This is a genomic window from Marinobacter sp. 3-2 (assembly GCF_003751355.1).
In the GTDB taxonomy this organism is placed as follows: domain Bacteria; phylum Pseudomonadota; class Gammaproteobacteria; order Pseudomonadales; family Oleiphilaceae; genus Marinobacter; species Marinobacter adhaerens.
Map to the genome: position 1 here is coordinate 163,293 of NZ_RJUQ01000015.1, position 16,840 is coordinate 180,132.

Below are 16,840 nucleotides of genomic sequence, written 5' to 3' on the forward strand. Positions count from 1 at the left end.
CTCAGACGTTATCGGTGCTTTCGTTCCGAAGCGCCTGAAAGCCGCGTTCAAGATCGGTTTTCAGGTCTTCTACGGCTTCGATCCCCACGGAAATCCGTATCAGATTCTCCGTGATCCCGGCCCGCGCCTTATCCTCCGGGGATAGTCGCCCGTGAGTGGTTGTGGCCGGGTGGGTGATCGTGGTCTTGACGTCACCGAGGTTTGCGGTGATGGAGATCATCCGGGTGCCATCGATGAAGCGCCATGCCTCCTCCCGCGCACCCTTGAGCTGGAACGACAGCACACCACCAAATCCGGTCTGCTGCTTTTTCGCCAGCTCATGTTGCGGATGACTCTGGAGCCCGGCATAGAAAACACGTTCAACTGCCGGCTGTTGCTCCAGCCACAGGGCCAACTCTAACGCATTGTCACAGTGGGCGCGCATACGAATTGGTAAGGTTTCCAGGCCCTTCTGAAACACCCAGGCGTTAAAGGGGCTCATGGTGGGGCCGGCCGAACGAAGGAAGCCATAGACCTCTTCCATAATCTTCTCTGATCCGACCACGACGCCTCCCACGCAGCGACCCTGACCATCCAGATATTTGGTCGCCGAGTGAATCACGATGTCTGCGCCCTGCTCCAGCGGGCGCTGGAGCACCGGCGTGCAGAAGCAGTTATCGACCACGAACAGGGCTTCGTTGTCTCTTGCCAGTTGCCCCAGGGTCTCCATATCGGCCACTTCGCACAGCGGATTGGACGGCGTTTCAATAAACAGCATCCGGGTTTCGGAACGGATCGAAGCCTGCCACTCTTCCATATCCGTCAGACTGACAAACGTGGTTTCCACCCCGAAACGTGCCATGTATTTCTGGAACAACACGTTGGTGGTGCCGAACACACCCCGGGAGCAGATCACATGATCGCCGCTCTTCAGTAGCGCCATGCAGGTGCTCAGGATCGCAGACATACCGGATGCGGTGGCGACGGCACGTTCACCGCCTTCCATGGCCGCGATCCGACCTTCAAACGCCTGGACCGTAGGGTTGGTAAACCGGGAGTAGATGTTTCCGGGCTCTTCGCCGCCAAATCGCGCCGCCGCCTGGGCCGCGCTGCCATAAACGAAGCTGGACGTGGGGAATATCGCGTCGCTGTGCTCAAGCTGCCCGGTGCGGATCTGCCCTGCCCTCACGGCCAGGGTGTCCACGGACATCCCGTCCAGGTCGGACTCCGGGATCCAGACAGTTTCTTCGCGGCGAAAAGTCATCTACATCTCCTGCCTGAAAGCGGCGTTCAGTCTTCGTCGTTATGCAAGTCGATAATGCCATTGTCCCCGTCAGCACCGCCGGCACTCTCGGATCGCTTTTCGTCATTGCGCAAGCCGTCAATGCGGCTCAGATACGCTTCATCGACATCACCGGTCACATAATCGCCAGTGAATACGGAGCACTCCCATCCCTCAATGTCATCGTTCACTTCACTGACGCAGGTTATAAGGTCCTCCAGATCCTGATAGAGCAGCCAGTCGGCACCAATCAGTTCCCGGATTTGCTCTACGGTGCGCCCGTGGGCAATCAGCTCACTGGCGGAGGGCATGTCGATACCATACACGTTCGGGTAGCGAACAGGAGGCGCCGCAGACGCAAAATAGACCTTACGGGCACCGGCATCCCGAGCCATCTGGACGATTTCCTTGCAGGTTGTACCGCGAACGATGGAATCATCCACCAGCATCACGTTTTTGCCACGAAACTCCAGATCGATCGGGTTAAGCTTCTGTCGGACCGATTTCTTGCGCATTTTCTGGCCCGGCATGATGAACGTCCGGCCGATGTAGCGGTTTTTGATAAAGCCTTCCCGGAATTTCACCCCCAGACGATGCGCCATCTGCATGGCCGACGTTCGGCTGGTGTCCGGAATCGGCATGACAACGTCGATATCGTGATCCGGTGTCTCTCGGAGCACTTTCTCCGCCAGGGTTTCGCCCATGCGCAGGCGAGCCTTGTAAACGGACACCTTGTCTATGATGGAGTCAGGCCGGGCGAAATACACGTGTTCGAAAATGCATGGGTAAAGATGCGGCTGCTCGGCACACTGGCGGGTATAGAGGGTACCGTCAGTTTCGATATAGACCGCCTCGCCCGGGGCAATATCGCGCACGAGGGTGTAGCCCGCAGCGTTCAAGGCAACGCTTTCAGAGGCAATCATGTATTCCTTGCGGCCATTCTCGTCGGTGCGTTCGCCGTAGCAGGCAGGCCGGATACCATTCGGGTCCCGGAAGCCAACAATGCCATAGCCGGTAATCATGGCAATGACGGCGTAGGCACCCCGGCAGCGTTTATGAACCGCGCTGACCGCAGAAAAGATCTCATCCTTGGTCGGGTCCAGCTTGCCAAGCTTCTGCAATTCATGGGCGAACACGTTCAACAGCACTTCCGAGTCGGAGTTCGTGTTGATGTGGCGCAGATCGGTCCGGAACAGGTCCTTGCTGAGATCATCAGCGTTGGTCAGGTTGCCGTTGTGAGCCAGGGTAATGCCATACGGGCTGTTCACATAGAACGGCTGGGCTTCGGCGGAGCTGGAACTGCCGGCAGTCGGATAGCGCACGTGGCCTATACCCACGTTGCCCACCAGACGACGCATATGACGGGTATGGAAAACATCCCGAACCAGGCCATTGTCCTTGCGGAGGAAAAACCGTTCATCCTGAAATGTCACAATGCCCGCCGCGTCCTGGCCCCGGTGCTGAAGTACAGTCAGCGCATCATAGAGCGACTGATTGACGTTGGAAGTACTGACGATGCCGACAATGCCACACATGGATAAGTGTATCTCCGAGTGTTAAAACTGAATGTTAGCGGGACACGGACGCGGGTTCCACGCCTTCCTGCTCTGTAACGGAATCCGGTTCCGGCGCGTTTTCAGGCGCAGGCCCAAGAAAGCGCGCAAATTCATCGCCCAGGGTTCGTCTGGACCAGTCTTCAACCACCGCCAGGCGATCAATAATGATCGAGGTTCGCCACCAGGTATCCTGGGCCAGCGGTGTGTAACGGGTAAATGCAATCGCAACGATCACCACCACCACGCCCCGCAAAAGGCCAAAGCCCATTCCAAGCACCCGATCGGTGGCCGACAAGCCGGTGGCCCGAATCAGATGACCGATCATGTTGTTGATGATGGCACCGACGATGAGCGTTCCAAAGAAAAGTATGGCAAAAGCAGCAATAAGCCGGACAAGCGGTGTTTCAACCGTGCTCTCCAGCAGGGACTGCATCTGGGGGTGGAAGGTTCTCGCCAGGATAAACGCGCCCACCCAGGTCACCAGCGAGAGGGCTTCTCGTACAAAGCCCCGTTTCAGACTGATGAGGGTGGAAACTGTAATCAGGGCGATAATGACCCAGTCAATCCAGATCAGCGCTTCCATTGAAAACCCGGTGGAGAAAAGGAAGCGCGAATTCTATCAGGAAACCCCGGTTCGCCAAACCGCAAGACACACATAAACCGGACCCCGGGCGTTATTTTTCGCCGGAGGTCACCAGACTGTTAAGACCAAAGGCATCGTCCAGAGCCCTTTTGGCGGATTCGGCCTCGGTTTTTGACGCAAAGGGCCCGCTGAAGACCCTTGTCAGCGTTGTGTCGCCGCGGACAACCTCCTGAAGATGCGAGCCATAGCCCTTTTCCCGGACCTGATCTCTCAAGCGTCGGGCGTTGTCGGCATTGCCAAAGCTGCCCAACTGCACCACCCAGGCGCCATCCAGCGACCGCTCATACTCTGCAGCTTCTGTGGCAGCGTTCTCCGAGGTTTGTTCAGATGTCTGAGCCGGCTCATTGGCGGATTCCTGAGCGTTGCCGCTCTCGGGCTGGGCAGCATCGGACGAATCGGTTACGTCCTGCATCTCATCCTGGCCAGGCGCCTCTTCGAGGATACGATAACCCGGGGAATCCCCTGCTTCTTGCGCGCTTGAGGGTGCTGCCAGGCCGCTATCGCTGGACTCAAGACCGTAAGACGGCGCCGGCGCCAATTCCGATTCGGGCGCTTCCACTTCAGGGAAAGGCGGCTCTTCCGGAATCTTGATGGTTGTGGACGTGCGCTCGGAATGAGGCTCATCAAAAAGCATGGGAACAAAGATAACCGCCAGGGAAACAAGTACCAGCGCCCCGATTATTCTCTGTTTCAGTCCATCCACGTTGCTAGGCTCCCAACTGTTATGACTGCGCCCCGACGGGCACCCATGCGCAGATACTAACTGGCCGGCAAGCGGAACTCAAAGTGTCAGGGCCGGCCATGGACAAAGTTTAAGGCGGCCTGCCTAGCTTCCGGCTACCTTGCCAGCGAGCAGAATCTCGCGTCCTTCAGCGACCGTGAAGAAAGAACCGAACACAACCACGAGATCGTTCGGGTCAGCCACGGCCAATGCTGAAACCAACGCCTCCCGCACGGATTCGAAAGCCCGCGCCTGGATCCGCGAATCGGCCAGTCTTGCTTGCAGGTCTTGACCGGACAGGCCTCTTGGTACCTTGAGGCCGGCCAGATACCAGGCATCGACCACATCAACCATAGCTCTGCCCACACCTGCCACGTCCTTGTCCGCCAGGGCGCCATAAACACCATGCACCCGTCTGCCCGAGGATTTTAGCTGACTCAGCTGACCAGACAACCAACCGGCAGCATGGGGGTTATGGCCAACATCCAGGAAGATATCCGGTGCGGAACCAACACGCTCGAAACGCCCGGGTACACTCAGACCAGAAAGCACCTGCTCAATGACTGGTACCGGCAGGTTCGGTTCAAGCTCGCGTATGGCAACCACGGCGGCTGCCACGCTCTTGATCGGCAATGGGCCGGCGGGCAGACGAATCGCCTGGCCTTTATGGCGAAGCTCTACCGCCGGAGCATCATCGCCTGCTTGCTGCTCGGTCACCAGCTCATAATCACGCCCCAGCAGACCCAGTTCGACCTTTTGCGCAGTGGCCTGCTGAAGCACCGAACGTGGCGGATCGGAATCGGCATAGACCGAGGGGATGCCCGGCCTAAGGACACCGGCCTTTTCAAACCCGATGACTTCGCGATTGTCGCCAAGGAAGGCAACATGGTCGATGTCCACCGATGTCAGGATGGCAAAATCCGCGTCCAGGACATTGACAGCATCCAGCCGCCCACCCAGGCCAACCTCCAGCACCCAGTCGTCGAGGCCCGCATCGGCAAAGGCCACGAAAGCGGCAAGGGTTCCGAATTCAAAATAGGTAAGAGAGACATTGCCGCGTGCTTCTTCGACGGCTTCGAATGCACTGACAAGCGCGTCGTCGGAGATATCCTCACCATTAAGACGCACACGCTCGTTATAGCGTTGTAGATGGGGCGAGGTGTAAGCGCCAGTCCGCCTGCCAGCCGCGCGCAAAAGCGCCTCGACAGTAGCAACCGCACTGCCTTTGCCGTTAGTGCCAGCCACAGTGATGATTCGGGCGGACGGCTTTCGCCGGAACAACCGCCGCAGAACCACGAGGACCCGGTCCAGGCCAAGATCAATCTCTGTGGGGTGTATCGCTTCCAGGTAGGTAAGCCACTGATCAACAGTGGCACCAGGCCCCGGCGATGCCGGGGGCTGGTCTGCAGGGTTACTCGGCAGGGGCATCGGTTTCGGGCTTCTCCGAGACTTCAAACTCAATCGGGTCTTCGGTTCCCGGGCGCTCCTGGCCAGTAAACTTTGCGAGCACATGAGCAATGCGTTCGCGCATCTGATGGCGATGGAGAATCATATCAATCGCGCCATGCTCAAGCAGGAACTCACTGCGCTGGAAACCTTCCGGCAGTTTTTCACGAACCGTCTGTTCGATAACCCGGGGGCCGGCGAAGCCGATCAATGCGTTTGGCTCTGCAATGTTGAGATCCCCCAGCATGGCCAGACTGGCGGACACGCCACCGAAGACAGGGTCCGTCATCACAGAGATATAGGGAATACCCTCAACTTTCATCCTCTCAAGCACAGCGGCTGTCTTCGACATCTGCATCAACGACAGAATCGCTTCCTGCATGCGGGCGCCGCCGCTGGCTGAGAAGCAGACCAACGGGATACGCTCCTTGAGAGCAACATTTGCGGCCTGGACAAACTTCTCCCCGACCACTTGCCCCATAGAGCCACCAAGGAATCCAAATTCGAACGCGCAGGCAACTAAAGGAACCCCGAGCGTCGTGCCTTTCATCGCTACGAGAGCATCCTTTTCCCCAGTAGCTTTCTGCGCCTGGGACAACCGATCTTTGTACCGCTTACTATCCTTGAACTTCAATCGATCCCAAGGCTCAAGCTCAGCGGCAATTTCTTCACAACCCTCTGGATCAAGAAAAATTTCGAGGCGCCGGCGCGCAGTGACTCTCAAATGATGGTTACATTTCGGGCACACATCCAGGTTCTTCTCAAGTTCCGGCTTGTAGAGAAACGCGCCGCACTTGGGACACTTCTTCCACAGCCCCTCGGGTACGCCGGTTCTCTGCTTCGACTCCGAGCGTATCTTGCTCGGCATAATCTTGTCCAGCCAGTTACTCATGGTCTCATCCTGTCCTTTGACGCCTGTTTGCCCTCCTCCCCTTCATTCAGGAGGCGAGACTGTCCAGTGCTTCACGCATCGGGTGGAGCAGATCCGTCAATGCCCGCTTGAGCTGGTCGGTATCTGCCTGATTTCTGGCTATTGTATCGACCAGGACGCTACCAACAATTACACCATCGGATACCCGACCGACCGCCGCGGCAGTTTCCGCATCACGAATACCGAAACCAACACCCACCGGGAGAGCTGTCAGTTCGTGAATATGATTCACCTTGGCAGCCACCTCTTCCACGTTGATCGTGGCCGATCCCGTCACACCCTTGATAGAAACATAGTACACATAACCGGAGGAGTGCTCACTGATTGCCCGGATCCGGTCATCGGTCGTCGTTGGTGACAGCAGGAAGATGGCGTCGAGATTTCGCTGGGTAAACAACGGAGCAACCTCGTCGGCCTCCTCCGGTGGCAAGTCAACGGTCAGAATGCCGTCGACGCCAGCATCCTTGGCCGCATCTGCAAAACGCTCGTAGCCCATGGCTTCCATCGGGTTCAGGTAGCCCATCAAAACCACCGGAGTTGCGTCGTCTGACTTCCGGAACTCCTTGACCATGGCAATCACCTGCCTCAGCGAGGTACCGTGCACCAGGGCCCGCTCACAGGCAAGCTGGATTACCGGGCCGTCTGCCATGGGGTCAGAGAACGGCACCCCCAGCTCGATAATATCTGCCCCCGCCTCAACCAACGTGTGCATCAGATCTACCGTGACATCGGGATGCGGGTCACCGGCAGTAATATAGGGAATAAGTGCCTTCCGGCCTTGTCCTTTCAGGGCCTTGAGGACCCCTTCAATTCGGCTCATGCCTGCTCCTGTTAATTCTTCAGATCTCGATGCCTTCAAGCTTGGCAACCGTGTTAATGTCCTTGTCGCCACGCCCGGAAACGTTAATGACAACGGTCTGGTCTTTGTCCATGGTCGCCGCCAGTTTGATGGCATAGGCGACAGCGTGAGCCGTTTCCAGCGCGGGCATAATGCCCTCGACGCGGGTCAATTTCCGGAACCCTTCCATCGCTTCGTCATCGGTAACGGACACATAATTGGCACGGCCAATGTCCTTCAACCAGCTGTGCTCTGGACCCACCCCTGGATAGTCCAGGCCGGCACTCACCGAATGCGTACCTGCGATCTGGCCATTTTCGTCTTCCATCAGGTAGGTGCGGTTACCGTGAAGCACGCCAGGACGACCGGCACAGAGTGGTGCCGCGTGTTTGCCGGTATCAATGCCCAGGCCGCCAGCCTCGACACCGTAAAGCTGTACCGATTCGTCAGAAAGGAACGGATAGAACATGCCAATGGCGTTGGAACCACCACCCACACAAGCAACCAGGGCATCCGGCAATTTGCCGGTTTTCTCCAGAGCCTGACGACGGGTTTCCCGACCGATTACCGACTGGAAATCCCGGACCAGCAGCGGATATGGATGCGGCCCCGCAACGGTACCAATGATATAGAAGGTGTCGTCCACGTGAGCCACCCAGTCACGCATCGCATCGTTCATGGCATCCTTGAGGGTTTTGGTGCCACCCTGAACGGCATGAACCGTCGCGCCCAGAAGCTTCATCCGGAACACGTTCAGAGACTGTCGCTGGACATCCTCCGCGCCCATGAACACATGGCATTCGAGACCCAGGCGCGCGCAAACAGTTGCAGTGGCAACGCCATGCTGACCCGCACCGGTTTCGGCAATGATCCGCTTTTTACCGAGGAAACTGGCAAGCAGCGCCTGGCCGATCGTGTTGTTCACCTTATGGGCACCGGTGTGACAAAGATCTTCACGCTTGAGCCAGATCTGGGCGCCGCCGGTTTCACGGCTGAGACGCTCGGCGAAATACAGGGGGGTTGGCCGGCCAACATAATCCGCCAGTTCCTTGTCGAACCGCGCCTGGAATTCCGGATCCTTCTTCAGGCGGGCGTATTCTTTCTCGAGCGTCATCAGGGAATCCATCAGAGTCTCGGAAACAAATCGCCCGCCAAAGGCGCCGAAGTGACCCCGCGCGTCCGGCAGTGCGCTCAGCATTTCTTCAGTCAGTTTTACAGACACGGTGAACCTCTTTAATAAAATGAGAAATTTTCTGGATATCCTTGATGCCTTTGTCCTGTTCAACACCGCCACTGACATCTACAGCCCAGGGTTTCACCTGTTTCACAGCGGCAAATACGTTATCAGATGACAAACCCCCGGCCAATATGATCGGAAGCGGCCGGTAGTCAGGGATCAGATCCCAGTTAAACGATTTTCCTGTGCCTCCATACCGGTCTGGATCCCAGGCGTCGACCAGCAGGCCGGAAGCGTTGTAGAACTCCTCGAAGGCGGCTTCAATCTGCCCTGCCTCTCGGACCCGGATGGCCTTGATCCAGCGTCGACCAAAACTGGCACAGAAATCCGCCGATTCGTCGCCATGAAATTGCAGCAAATCCAGTGGCACCCGCTCGAGAACCGCCTCGACTTCCTGCCTGGATGGATTTACAAATAATCCAACCACCGACATGAACGCCGGAACACGCTTTGCCAGTTCGGCAGCCAGCTCCAGAGAAACGGAACGGGGACTCGGCTCATAAAAAACCAGACCCAGGGCGTCGGCGCCGAATTGAACAGCCCCGTCGATATCCTCGGGGCGGGTAAGGCCGCAAATTTTGACCCTTGCGCTCATTGGCTCGGAACCCGCTGTTTGACATGGATGTGTGTTGGGGTGAACGGACTGTTTTCTTCCCGAGTGAACCAGGGCCGCAGAAAGCCCGGGCCGCACTCGACAGCGGGAATCCCGAATTCGTCCGGGTACCCCACATCGACCAGATACAGACCATGGGGAGGCGCTGTTACACCTGCAGCTGTCCGATCTCTGGCGACCAGTATCTCATGAATCCACTCCGGTCGCTGCTTTCCCGAACCAACCGCCATCAGGGCACCGGCGATATTCCGGACCATGTGGTGCAAAAACGCGTTGGCCTGCACGTCTATTACGACAAAATCCCGTTTCCGGGTTACCGAAATACGTTCCAGAAACCGAATCGGTGTTCGGGACTGGCATCCGGCCGCACGGAAAGAGGAAAAGTCATGCTCTCCCGCCAATGCCTGGGCGGCCCTGTGCATACGATCTGCGTCCAGTGGGCGGAAGGTCCAGCTTACCTGGCCCCGCTGTATACCCGGACGCACTGGATGGTTGTAGATGATGTAACGGTAACGCCGATAGGTCGCGGAAAATCGAGCGTGGAAATCACCGACTCCGTTTCCGGCCCAGTGCACGGAAATGTCATCGGGCAGCGCCGTGTTTATACCCATAACCCAGGAGCGCAGGTTACGGACAGACGGAGTGTCAAAATGAGCGATTTGATAGCTGGCGTGCACCCCGGCATCGGTACGGCCCGCACACACCAGATCAACTGCATGGTTCGCAACCTTTGCCACCGCTGCCGTCAGTTCCGCTTCCACCGATCGAACACCGGATTTCTGGAGCTGCCAGCCGTGAAACCCACGCCCATCATATTCGAAGGCAAGTGCGACGCGGCCCGCGCCTACGGCGTTATCGGTGGAGAGCTGCTGAGTCTCGAGAAACAAGTGCGAATCCGAAGAGAATGGTTCTATAAAAACAAAGCGCCGACCTTATTGCTGGGAGGATACCCGGCGGCCGGCGCTTGCTACCTGTCAGGCCCGATTATAACGGATCAGGACAGATTTTTAAGGAGGTCTTGCGCCTCTGCTTTCTGATCTTCGTTTCCTTCAAGGGAGACTTCTTCCAGGATGTCGCGAGCTCCGTCGGTGTCACCCATCTCGATGTAGGCCCGCGCCAGATCCAGTTTGGTAGCGGCCTCATCGGTTCCGGCCAGGAAGTCGAAATCGTCCTCGTCACCGAGTTCGCTTTCATCGATGTCCGCAACCTGCGATTTGCGCGACTCATCGGAAACTTCATCAGACGCGACCGGGAGATCAAGATCACTTTCAGATGTCTCCGAGTCTTCGAGCTCATCGGTTACACCCAGTTGCTCGAGATCCTCGGCATCTTCAACCGTCTGTTCAGGATCCGCTTCCTCTGCATCGCCCTCACCGAGTGTGTCCTCAAGACCAAGCTCTTCATCGAGTGACGCCTCTTCGCTCTCCTCGGGGTTGGCTGAATCGGCAGAATCGGAAAACTCTTCCATCAGGGCCAGGTCTTCATCGGAGACGTCCAGTTCCAGGTCATCCAGCGAAGATTCTTCCATCTCACTGCCACCAAGCTCGTCTTCTTCACCGGCTACCTTGTCCAGTTCAGCATCGAGCTCATCCAGGAATGACTCGTCCAGCGAATCAATATCCGATTCGCCGTCAGTATCAGCACTCTGCTCAGTACCTTCCTCGGATGTAGTTTTAGGCCTTTCGTCTGGCAGCTCCTCCGTCAGGTCTCCTTCGTCCAGATCACCCTCTTCCAGATCAAGGCTCAGGTCGTCATCAGAATCGTCGAGCCCCTGCTCTGCGCCGGATGGCTTGTCAGTGTCCTCTTCGAATTCCGAAGACAGATCCCAGTCTGTGGACTCCTCAAGCTCGGAGGTGTCTTCGGTCGAAGGCTTTTCTTCGTCCGATTCCAGCTCCAGGCCCGAGAGATCGTATTCGATCATATCGTCACGGCTTTCTTCTTTGCCCTCGCCGGATGCGTCCTCCTTGCTGGCCTCGGATTCGTCAAGCTCATCAAGCTCGAAATCAGACAGGTCAGCCTCTGAAAGTTCCGAATCAAAGTCGCCAAACTCGTTCTCGGCCGGCTCTTCTTTCTCAGCATCAAACTGATCGGCGAGAAGTTCTTCAGATTCAGGCTTGTCCTGCTTCTCAATGGACTCATCACCGGTTTCGTCAGAATCATAGGACGTAGCGAACGAATCGGAACGTAACTGAGATTCAAGGTCATCGATGCTGGGCATCGACTCCGCCTCTTCCAGCCGCGCGCGCAGCTCGTTCGCAGTGGTCAGCGCTTCTTCATCGTCCAGAGCCTCGACCTCTCCGAATTGTTTTTCGAAAGAGTCGCGATCCTGGGTATCTGCGTAGACACCGAGCAGCTTCAAGCGCAGATCGGTGCGACTGGGCTCACGGGAAATTGCGGTTTCCAGAGCTTGGGCAGCCCGATCATGTTGACCATAGGCAATGTAAGAGTCAGCCTCGGCCAGGGCGTCGCCAGCCGCAGATTGCTGATCCTCTTCATCCAGGCTCAGATCGAAGGAATCCGTTTCTTCGTCGGTTTCATTGTTCAGCTGTTCGTAAAACGCCTTTTCCCGGTTTGCATTGCGGCGGGCAAGCAGCAGGAGAAGCAACAGCAGAACGATCAGACCGCCACCAAGGGCAATCTGATACATCGGATTACCAGTTATGGCATCAATAACGTTACCGGGGAAACCTTTATCGGCAGCCGGAGCCTGTTGAGCAGGCTTGGGCGCAGGCTCTGCAGATTGCTCTGTTTGTGTCGGGGCTGGCTCCGCCGCCGCAGTTTCTTCAACCGCATCATCGGTAGCCTCAACCGCCGGCTCGTCCGCTCCAGACATTTCAGCCTGTTCTGATGCGTCACCGGAATCGGCACCCATCTGATCATCGGATGACTGATCGGAACCGGCCATTTCGTCAGTTTCATCGACCATAGCCTCGGACTCGGCCATGTCGCCTGATTCACCCGCAGCTTCCGCATCCTCAGCTTCACCGTCCATCATGTCCGAATCGACGGGTGCCGTATCACCTTCAACGGCCTCGTCCATGGCGACAGATTCCTCTGCTCCAACATCGGCAGCCGGACTTTCAACGGGTGCGGTCTGCTCCGCCGTTTCATCACCGGCAGTCTGCTGCATTTCAGCAAGCTGGGTATTCTTGAGCTCAAGCAGGCGCTGCAGAGTCTGCACCTGGTCCTGCAGGTCCTCAACACGACTGTTCAGCTCATCGTTCTCCCGGCGAGCGCTTTCGAGCTCTTCCATCGCGACCGCTGTGCCGGCATCAACGCCGCCCGGCAGTTCGCTGTCACCGCCCGCGGAGCCACTTTCGCTGGCCTCACTGCCGGCGTCCTCGGACACCACGAGTTTGAGTTCATCACCTCCGGCGCCAGCCTGCTGTTGGGGCGCGGACGCTGCCTGCTGCTCGGCGGTTGCATCGACTGTGCGCTGGGGCGTCTGGAATTCCTGATTCTGCTGGGCAACCACGCGAGTAGCTTCAGCGCGAGTTCGACTCTGGATCTGGTCCAGAGACGGGACACGCAGCACTTCACCGCGCTTCAGTCGATTGATGTTATTGCCAATGAATGCGTTCGGGTTCAGGTCCTGGATTGCTAGCATGACCTGCTGCATAGAGACACTGTTGTCTGGACGCACTTGAGACGCGATGGTCCACAATGTGTCTGAAGCTCCGGTGGGCCCGAATGTATCAGCCTGATATCCGGAACCCAGCGACCGCTCGGCCTGAGCCTGGCGACGAACTGATTCGGCACTGCGAGTGGTCGTCGGCTGGCTGGTTGTCTGGGACGTGGAGACTGTTGGAGTGCTGACCTGTTCCTGCACGCCGGACTCTTCCGCGTATACAGGTGGATCCACCAGAACGGCGTATTCCCGCATTAACCGGCCGTTTGGCCAGGTCAACTCAAGCAGGAAGTTGAGGTACGGTTCCCTCAGAGGTTCACGGGAGGACACATTGACAATGAGACTGCCATCATTGCCGGTGACCACCTGGAACCTGAGTTTACTGAGAAACTGGTTGCGATCCAGCCCCACCCGCTCATATGCCTGTTCCGAGGCAATATTGACGAACACGTCCGCTGGATTGACGCCACGGCTTTGGGGCAGAACAATCTCTGCGTCCAGTGGCTCGTTCAGATAGGACTGAAGTTCTATTTCACCCAGCCCCAGGGCCTGTGCGACGCCGGATCCGAGCCCTCCCGCCAGAGCCAGGGCAACCGCAAGCTTGCGTACCTTCATGCTTTTTCCTTTCCAGTCTCCGTTATTCGTTACTGCTCTTTTTCAAACAGAATCGGACGAGGTTGGATGACTTTCGTCTTGATAATTCTCGTTATTATGTGTTCTTTTTAATTTTCAGTCCGGCAAGTATTGTTGATAAAACCTCTTTTATCAATCAATCAGCCGCAATCCTTGTACCATTTTTTTATCAATCACGCGGAACTACCTAGCGCTCTTGAAAATAACAGGGGCGGAGGCTGAAATCAGCCTCCGCCCCCTCACCGGTTTATCGAAACCGGACACAGTTGGCATTTATTGCCTCTGTGTAACAATTTTTAACGCTCCTGAAGGATCCGGAGCATACGGCGCAGCGGCTCAGCGGCACCCCACAGGAGCTGGTCACCCACCGTAAACGCGGAAATATATTCCGGCCCCATGGTCAGCTTGCGGATACGGCCGATCGGCACGCTCAAGGTACCGGTCACCTTCGCTGGAGTCAGTTCCTCAATGGTCGCATCACGGTCATTGGGAATCACTTTCACCCAGTCATTCGCTTTCGCAAGGATCGACTCGATTTCAGAAACCGGGAGATCCTTCTTCAGCTTGATAGTCAGCGCCTGACTGTGGGAGCGCATTGCTCCAATCCGCACACAGATGCCGTCGATGGGAATCGGGTTATCGGAGCGCCCGAGAATTTTGTTGGTCTCGACCCCCGCCTTCCACTCTTCCTTACTCATGCCGTTGTCGAGCTGCTTGTCGATGAACGGGATAAGACTGCCGGCCAGGGGCACCTGGAAGTGCTCGGTCGGGAAGCCGTCCGAACGCATGGTTTCGGTTACCTTGCGGTCAATCTCCAGAATCGCGGAGGAAGGATCGTCCAGCTCGGACTTGACGCTCTTGTTGAGCTCGCCCATCTGGTTCAACAGCTCGCGCATGTTCTGAGCGCCAGAACCGGAAGCCGCCTGATAGGTCATGGGCGACACCCACTCGATCAGATCCTGCTCAAGCAGGCCACCCAAAGCCAGCATCATCAGGCTCACGGTGCAGTTACCACCGATGTAGTCCTTGACGCCTTTCTCAAGCGCGGCGTCAATCACGTTTCGGTTGACCGGATCCAGAACAATCACCGAGTGGTCGACCATTCGCAGGGTGGAGGCTGCATCAATCCAGTAACCTTCCCAGCCCGCGTCACGGAGCTTCTGATAAACCGCGCCGGTGTAGTCGCCACCCTGACAGGTCACGATGACATCCATGGTTTTCAGAATCTCGACGTCAAACGCGTCCTGCAGAGGAGGAACGTCGTCTTTTCCCACGTCCGGCGCAGGCTTGCCAGCCTGGGATGTGGTGAAAAACACCGGTTCGATATCGGCGAAATCGTTTTCTTCACGCATGCGTTGCATGAGGACCGAGCCCACCATGCCACGCCAACCTACAAGTCCAACTCGCTTCATGTGCGATCTTCAGACCTCGTTTTATGCCCGCCCCATGCCTTTATCGCTGGCAGGGACAGGATGGATGATCCCGCGGCAACTGCATCGCGTTGCCGTCGGGTCTCAAATACGCCTGTCAGGGCCTGGCCTCTTTACAGTGCAGCCAGAACCGCCTCCCCCATTTCCCGGGTGGACACTTTCTTTGCGCCCTCAGACATGATGTCCGCTGTTCGCAGACCCTGATCCAGGACCTTGCTGACCGCCGCTTCAATGGCTTCAGCAGCTTTTTCCTCATTCAGACTGTACCGCAGCATCATGGCAGCACTGAGGATGGTGGCCAGCGGATTGGCAATGCCCTGCCCGGCAATATCCGGCGCAGACCCGTGGCAGGGCTCATACATGCCCTGCTTTTCGGAGTTCAGCGACGCCGATGGCAACATACCGATCGAGCCGGTGAGCATAGCCGCTTCGTCCGAAAGAATATCACCAAACATGTTGCCAGTCACAATCACGTCAAACTGCTTGGGTGCACGGACCAGCTGCATGGCGGCATTGTCCACGTACATATGAGACAGCTCCACGTCCGGATATTCCCGGCGGAGATCGTTCATGATTTCCCGCCATAGAACAGTCACTTCCAGCACGTTGGCTTTGTCCACGGAGCACAGCTTTTTGCCCCGCTGCTGCGCGGCCTCAAAAGCCACCCGCCCGATACGACGAATTTCCGATTCTGTGTAGGCGTAGGTGTTGTAACCCTGGCGCTCTCCGCTCTCCAGTTCGCGCACACCGCGCGGCTGACCAAAATAGATACCGCCAGTCAGTTCACGGACAATCATGATATCCAGCCCGGAAACAACTTCCGGCTTCAGAGAAGAGGCGGACGCCAGTTGCGGATAGAGAATTGCCGGACGCAGGTTTGCAAACAGCTCCAGGTTAGAGCGCAACCCCAGCAACCCCTTCTCCGGGCGCTTGGCCATGGGCAGACTGTCCCACTGAGGACCGCCCACGGCACCCAGAAGGATCGCGTCGGCTCTGGTGGCCTTTTCGAGGGTTTCATCCGGCAGCGGTGTGTCGGTTTCATCAATCGCCGCACCGCCCACGAGGCCGGACTCGAAGCTCAGGCCGAGATTGAACTGATCATTGATCTTGTTGAGCACTTTTTCCGCTTCAGCGACAATTTCCGGACCGATACCGTCGCCGGGAAGCATCAGGATAGTTCTGGGCATGTTTTTTCCTTGTTCCATTCCTTCAGGTCGAATTAGCGCCAGCGTAATCCGACAGCCTATTCAACCCCCGGCACCAAACAGCCAGGGCGCAGTTTTACGGCGGCTTTCTTCGTAAGACCGGATCAGCTCAGCATCTTCCAGCGTCACGCCAATATCATCCAGGCCGTTCAGCAGGCAATGACGACGGAAATCATCCACCTCAAAGGTAAAGGTTTCGCCGGATGGGGTAGTTACAGTCCTGGCTTCCAGGTCGACTGCCAACTGATAGCCTTCACTCTGCTCCACTTCCCGGAATAAACGATCAACAATTTCCTCAGGAAGAACAATGGGTAACAACCCATTCTTAAAGCAGTTATTATAGAAAATATCGGCAAAACTCGGAGCAATAATTACCCGGAACCCGAAATCCTCCAGAGCCCAGGGTGCGTGCTCCCGGCTTGAACCACAGCCAAAGTTACGTCGCGCCAACAATACACTGGCGTTCTTGTAGCGGTCCTGATTCAGGACAAAATCCGGATTAATCGGACGGGTGGAACAATCCTGATCCGGTTTGCCTTCATCCATATACCGCAACTCATCAAACAGGTTCGGGCCGAAACCCGTGCGCTTGATGGACTTCAGAAACTGCTTGGGAATGATCATGTCCGTATCCACGTTGGAACGGTCCATGGGGGCGACAACGCCCTGGTGTTGCTTCAATGCGCGCATGGTTCTCT

General features: G+C 56.9%; 14 protein-coding genes. All 14 read right to left on the bottom strand.

All coding sequences use genetic code 11. The features are described from left to right. Position 1: 1 nt before the first annotated feature. Positions 2 to 1,243 carry an O-succinylhomoserine sulfhydrylase gene (locus EDB94_RS14945; protein ID WP_108018650.1) on the bottom strand — a complete coding sequence of 414 codons (1,242 nt, stop codon included), beginning with the start codon at positions 1,241 to 1,243 and terminating at the stop codon, positions 2 to 4. Between the two features lie 26 nt (positions 1,244 to 1,269). Then, positions 1,270 to 2,796: an amidophosphoribosyltransferase gene (gene purF, locus EDB94_RS14950; protein WP_014577182.1), complete on the bottom strand. Its 1,527-nt coding sequence runs from the start codon at positions 2,794 to 2,796 to the stop codon at positions 1,270 to 1,272. A gap of 34 nt (positions 2,797 to 2,830) precedes the next feature. Further along, on the bottom strand, positions 2,831 to 3,400 hold the full coding sequence (locus tag EDB94_RS14955) for a CvpA family protein (RefSeq protein WP_008171742.1): 570 nt from the start codon (positions 3,398 to 3,400) through the stop codon (positions 2,831 to 2,833). 91 nt (positions 3,401 to 3,491) lie between these two features. After that, complete coding sequence (locus tag EDB94_RS14960; RefSeq protein WP_014577183.1) at positions 3,492 to 4,163, bottom strand: SPOR domain-containing protein; 672 nt, start codon at positions 4,161 to 4,163, stop codon at positions 3,492 to 3,494. 123 nt (positions 4,164 to 4,286) lie between these two features. Beyond that, a complete protein-coding gene (gene folC / locus EDB94_RS14965) occupies positions 4,287 to 5,609 on the bottom strand; it encodes a bifunctional tetrahydrofolate synthase/dihydrofolate synthase (RefSeq protein ID WP_108018651.1) in 1,323 nt (440 codons plus the stop codon). Further along, the gene (gene accD, locus EDB94_RS14970) at positions 5,593 to 6,519 is read right to left on the bottom strand and encodes an acetyl-CoA carboxylase, carboxyltransferase subunit beta (RefSeq protein WP_108018652.1); all 927 of its coding nucleotides are present in this window, start codon (positions 6,517 to 6,519) and stop codon (positions 5,593 to 5,595) included. The genes folC and accD overlap by 17 nt, the downstream gene beginning before the upstream one ends. Before the next feature lie 46 nt (positions 6,520 to 6,565). Next, positions 6,566 to 7,378 carry a tryptophan synthase subunit alpha gene (trpA, locus tag EDB94_RS14975; RefSeq protein ID WP_008171746.1) on the bottom strand — a complete coding sequence of 271 codons (813 nt, stop codon included), beginning with the start codon at positions 7,376 to 7,378 and terminating at the stop codon, positions 6,566 to 6,568. Between the two features lie 19 nt (positions 7,379 to 7,397). Continuing rightward, on the bottom strand, positions 7,398 to 8,606 hold the full coding sequence (gene trpB / locus EDB94_RS14980) for a tryptophan synthase subunit beta (RefSeq protein ID WP_373274847.1): 1,209 nt from the start codon (positions 8,604 to 8,606) through the stop codon (positions 7,398 to 7,400). Next, the gene (locus tag EDB94_RS14985) at positions 8,599 to 9,228 is read right to left on the bottom strand and encodes a phosphoribosylanthranilate isomerase (RefSeq protein ID WP_108018653.1); all 630 of its coding nucleotides are present in this window, start codon (positions 9,226 to 9,228) and stop codon (positions 8,599 to 8,601) included. Before EDB94_RS14985 ends, trpB begins: the two co-directional genes overlap by 8 nt. Next, positions 9,225 to 10,133, bottom strand: coding sequence for a tRNA pseudouridine(38-40) synthase TruA (gene truA, locus EDB94_RS14990; RefSeq protein WP_108018654.1), 909 nt, complete (start codon positions 10,131 to 10,133; stop codon positions 9,225 to 9,227). Before truA ends, EDB94_RS14985 begins: the two co-directional genes overlap by 4 nt. Before the next feature lie 107 nt (positions 10,134 to 10,240). Next, positions 10,241 to 13,489 (bottom strand): FimV/HubP family polar landmark protein, encoded by a 3,249-nt coding sequence (locus EDB94_RS14995; protein WP_108018655.1) that lies wholly within the window; start codon positions 13,487 to 13,489, stop codon positions 10,241 to 10,243. 314 nt (positions 13,490 to 13,803) lie between these two features. After that, complete coding sequence (gene asd / locus EDB94_RS15000; RefSeq protein ID WP_104271229.1) at positions 13,804 to 14,919, bottom strand: aspartate-semialdehyde dehydrogenase; 1,116 nt, start codon at positions 14,917 to 14,919, stop codon at positions 13,804 to 13,806. 131 nt (positions 14,920 to 15,050) lie between these two features. Continuing rightward, positions 15,051 to 16,124: a 3-isopropylmalate dehydrogenase gene (leuB, locus tag EDB94_RS15005; protein ID WP_041645234.1), complete on the bottom strand. Its 1,074-nt coding sequence runs from the start codon at positions 16,122 to 16,124 to the stop codon at positions 15,051 to 15,053. Between the two features lie 60 nt (positions 16,125 to 16,184). Beyond that, positions 16,185 to 16,832, bottom strand: a complete 648-nt coding sequence (gene leuD, locus EDB94_RS15010; protein WP_014577190.1) for a 3-isopropylmalate dehydratase small subunit — start codon at positions 16,830 to 16,832, stop codon at positions 16,185 to 16,187. Positions 16,833 to 16,840: the final 8 nt, after the last annotated feature.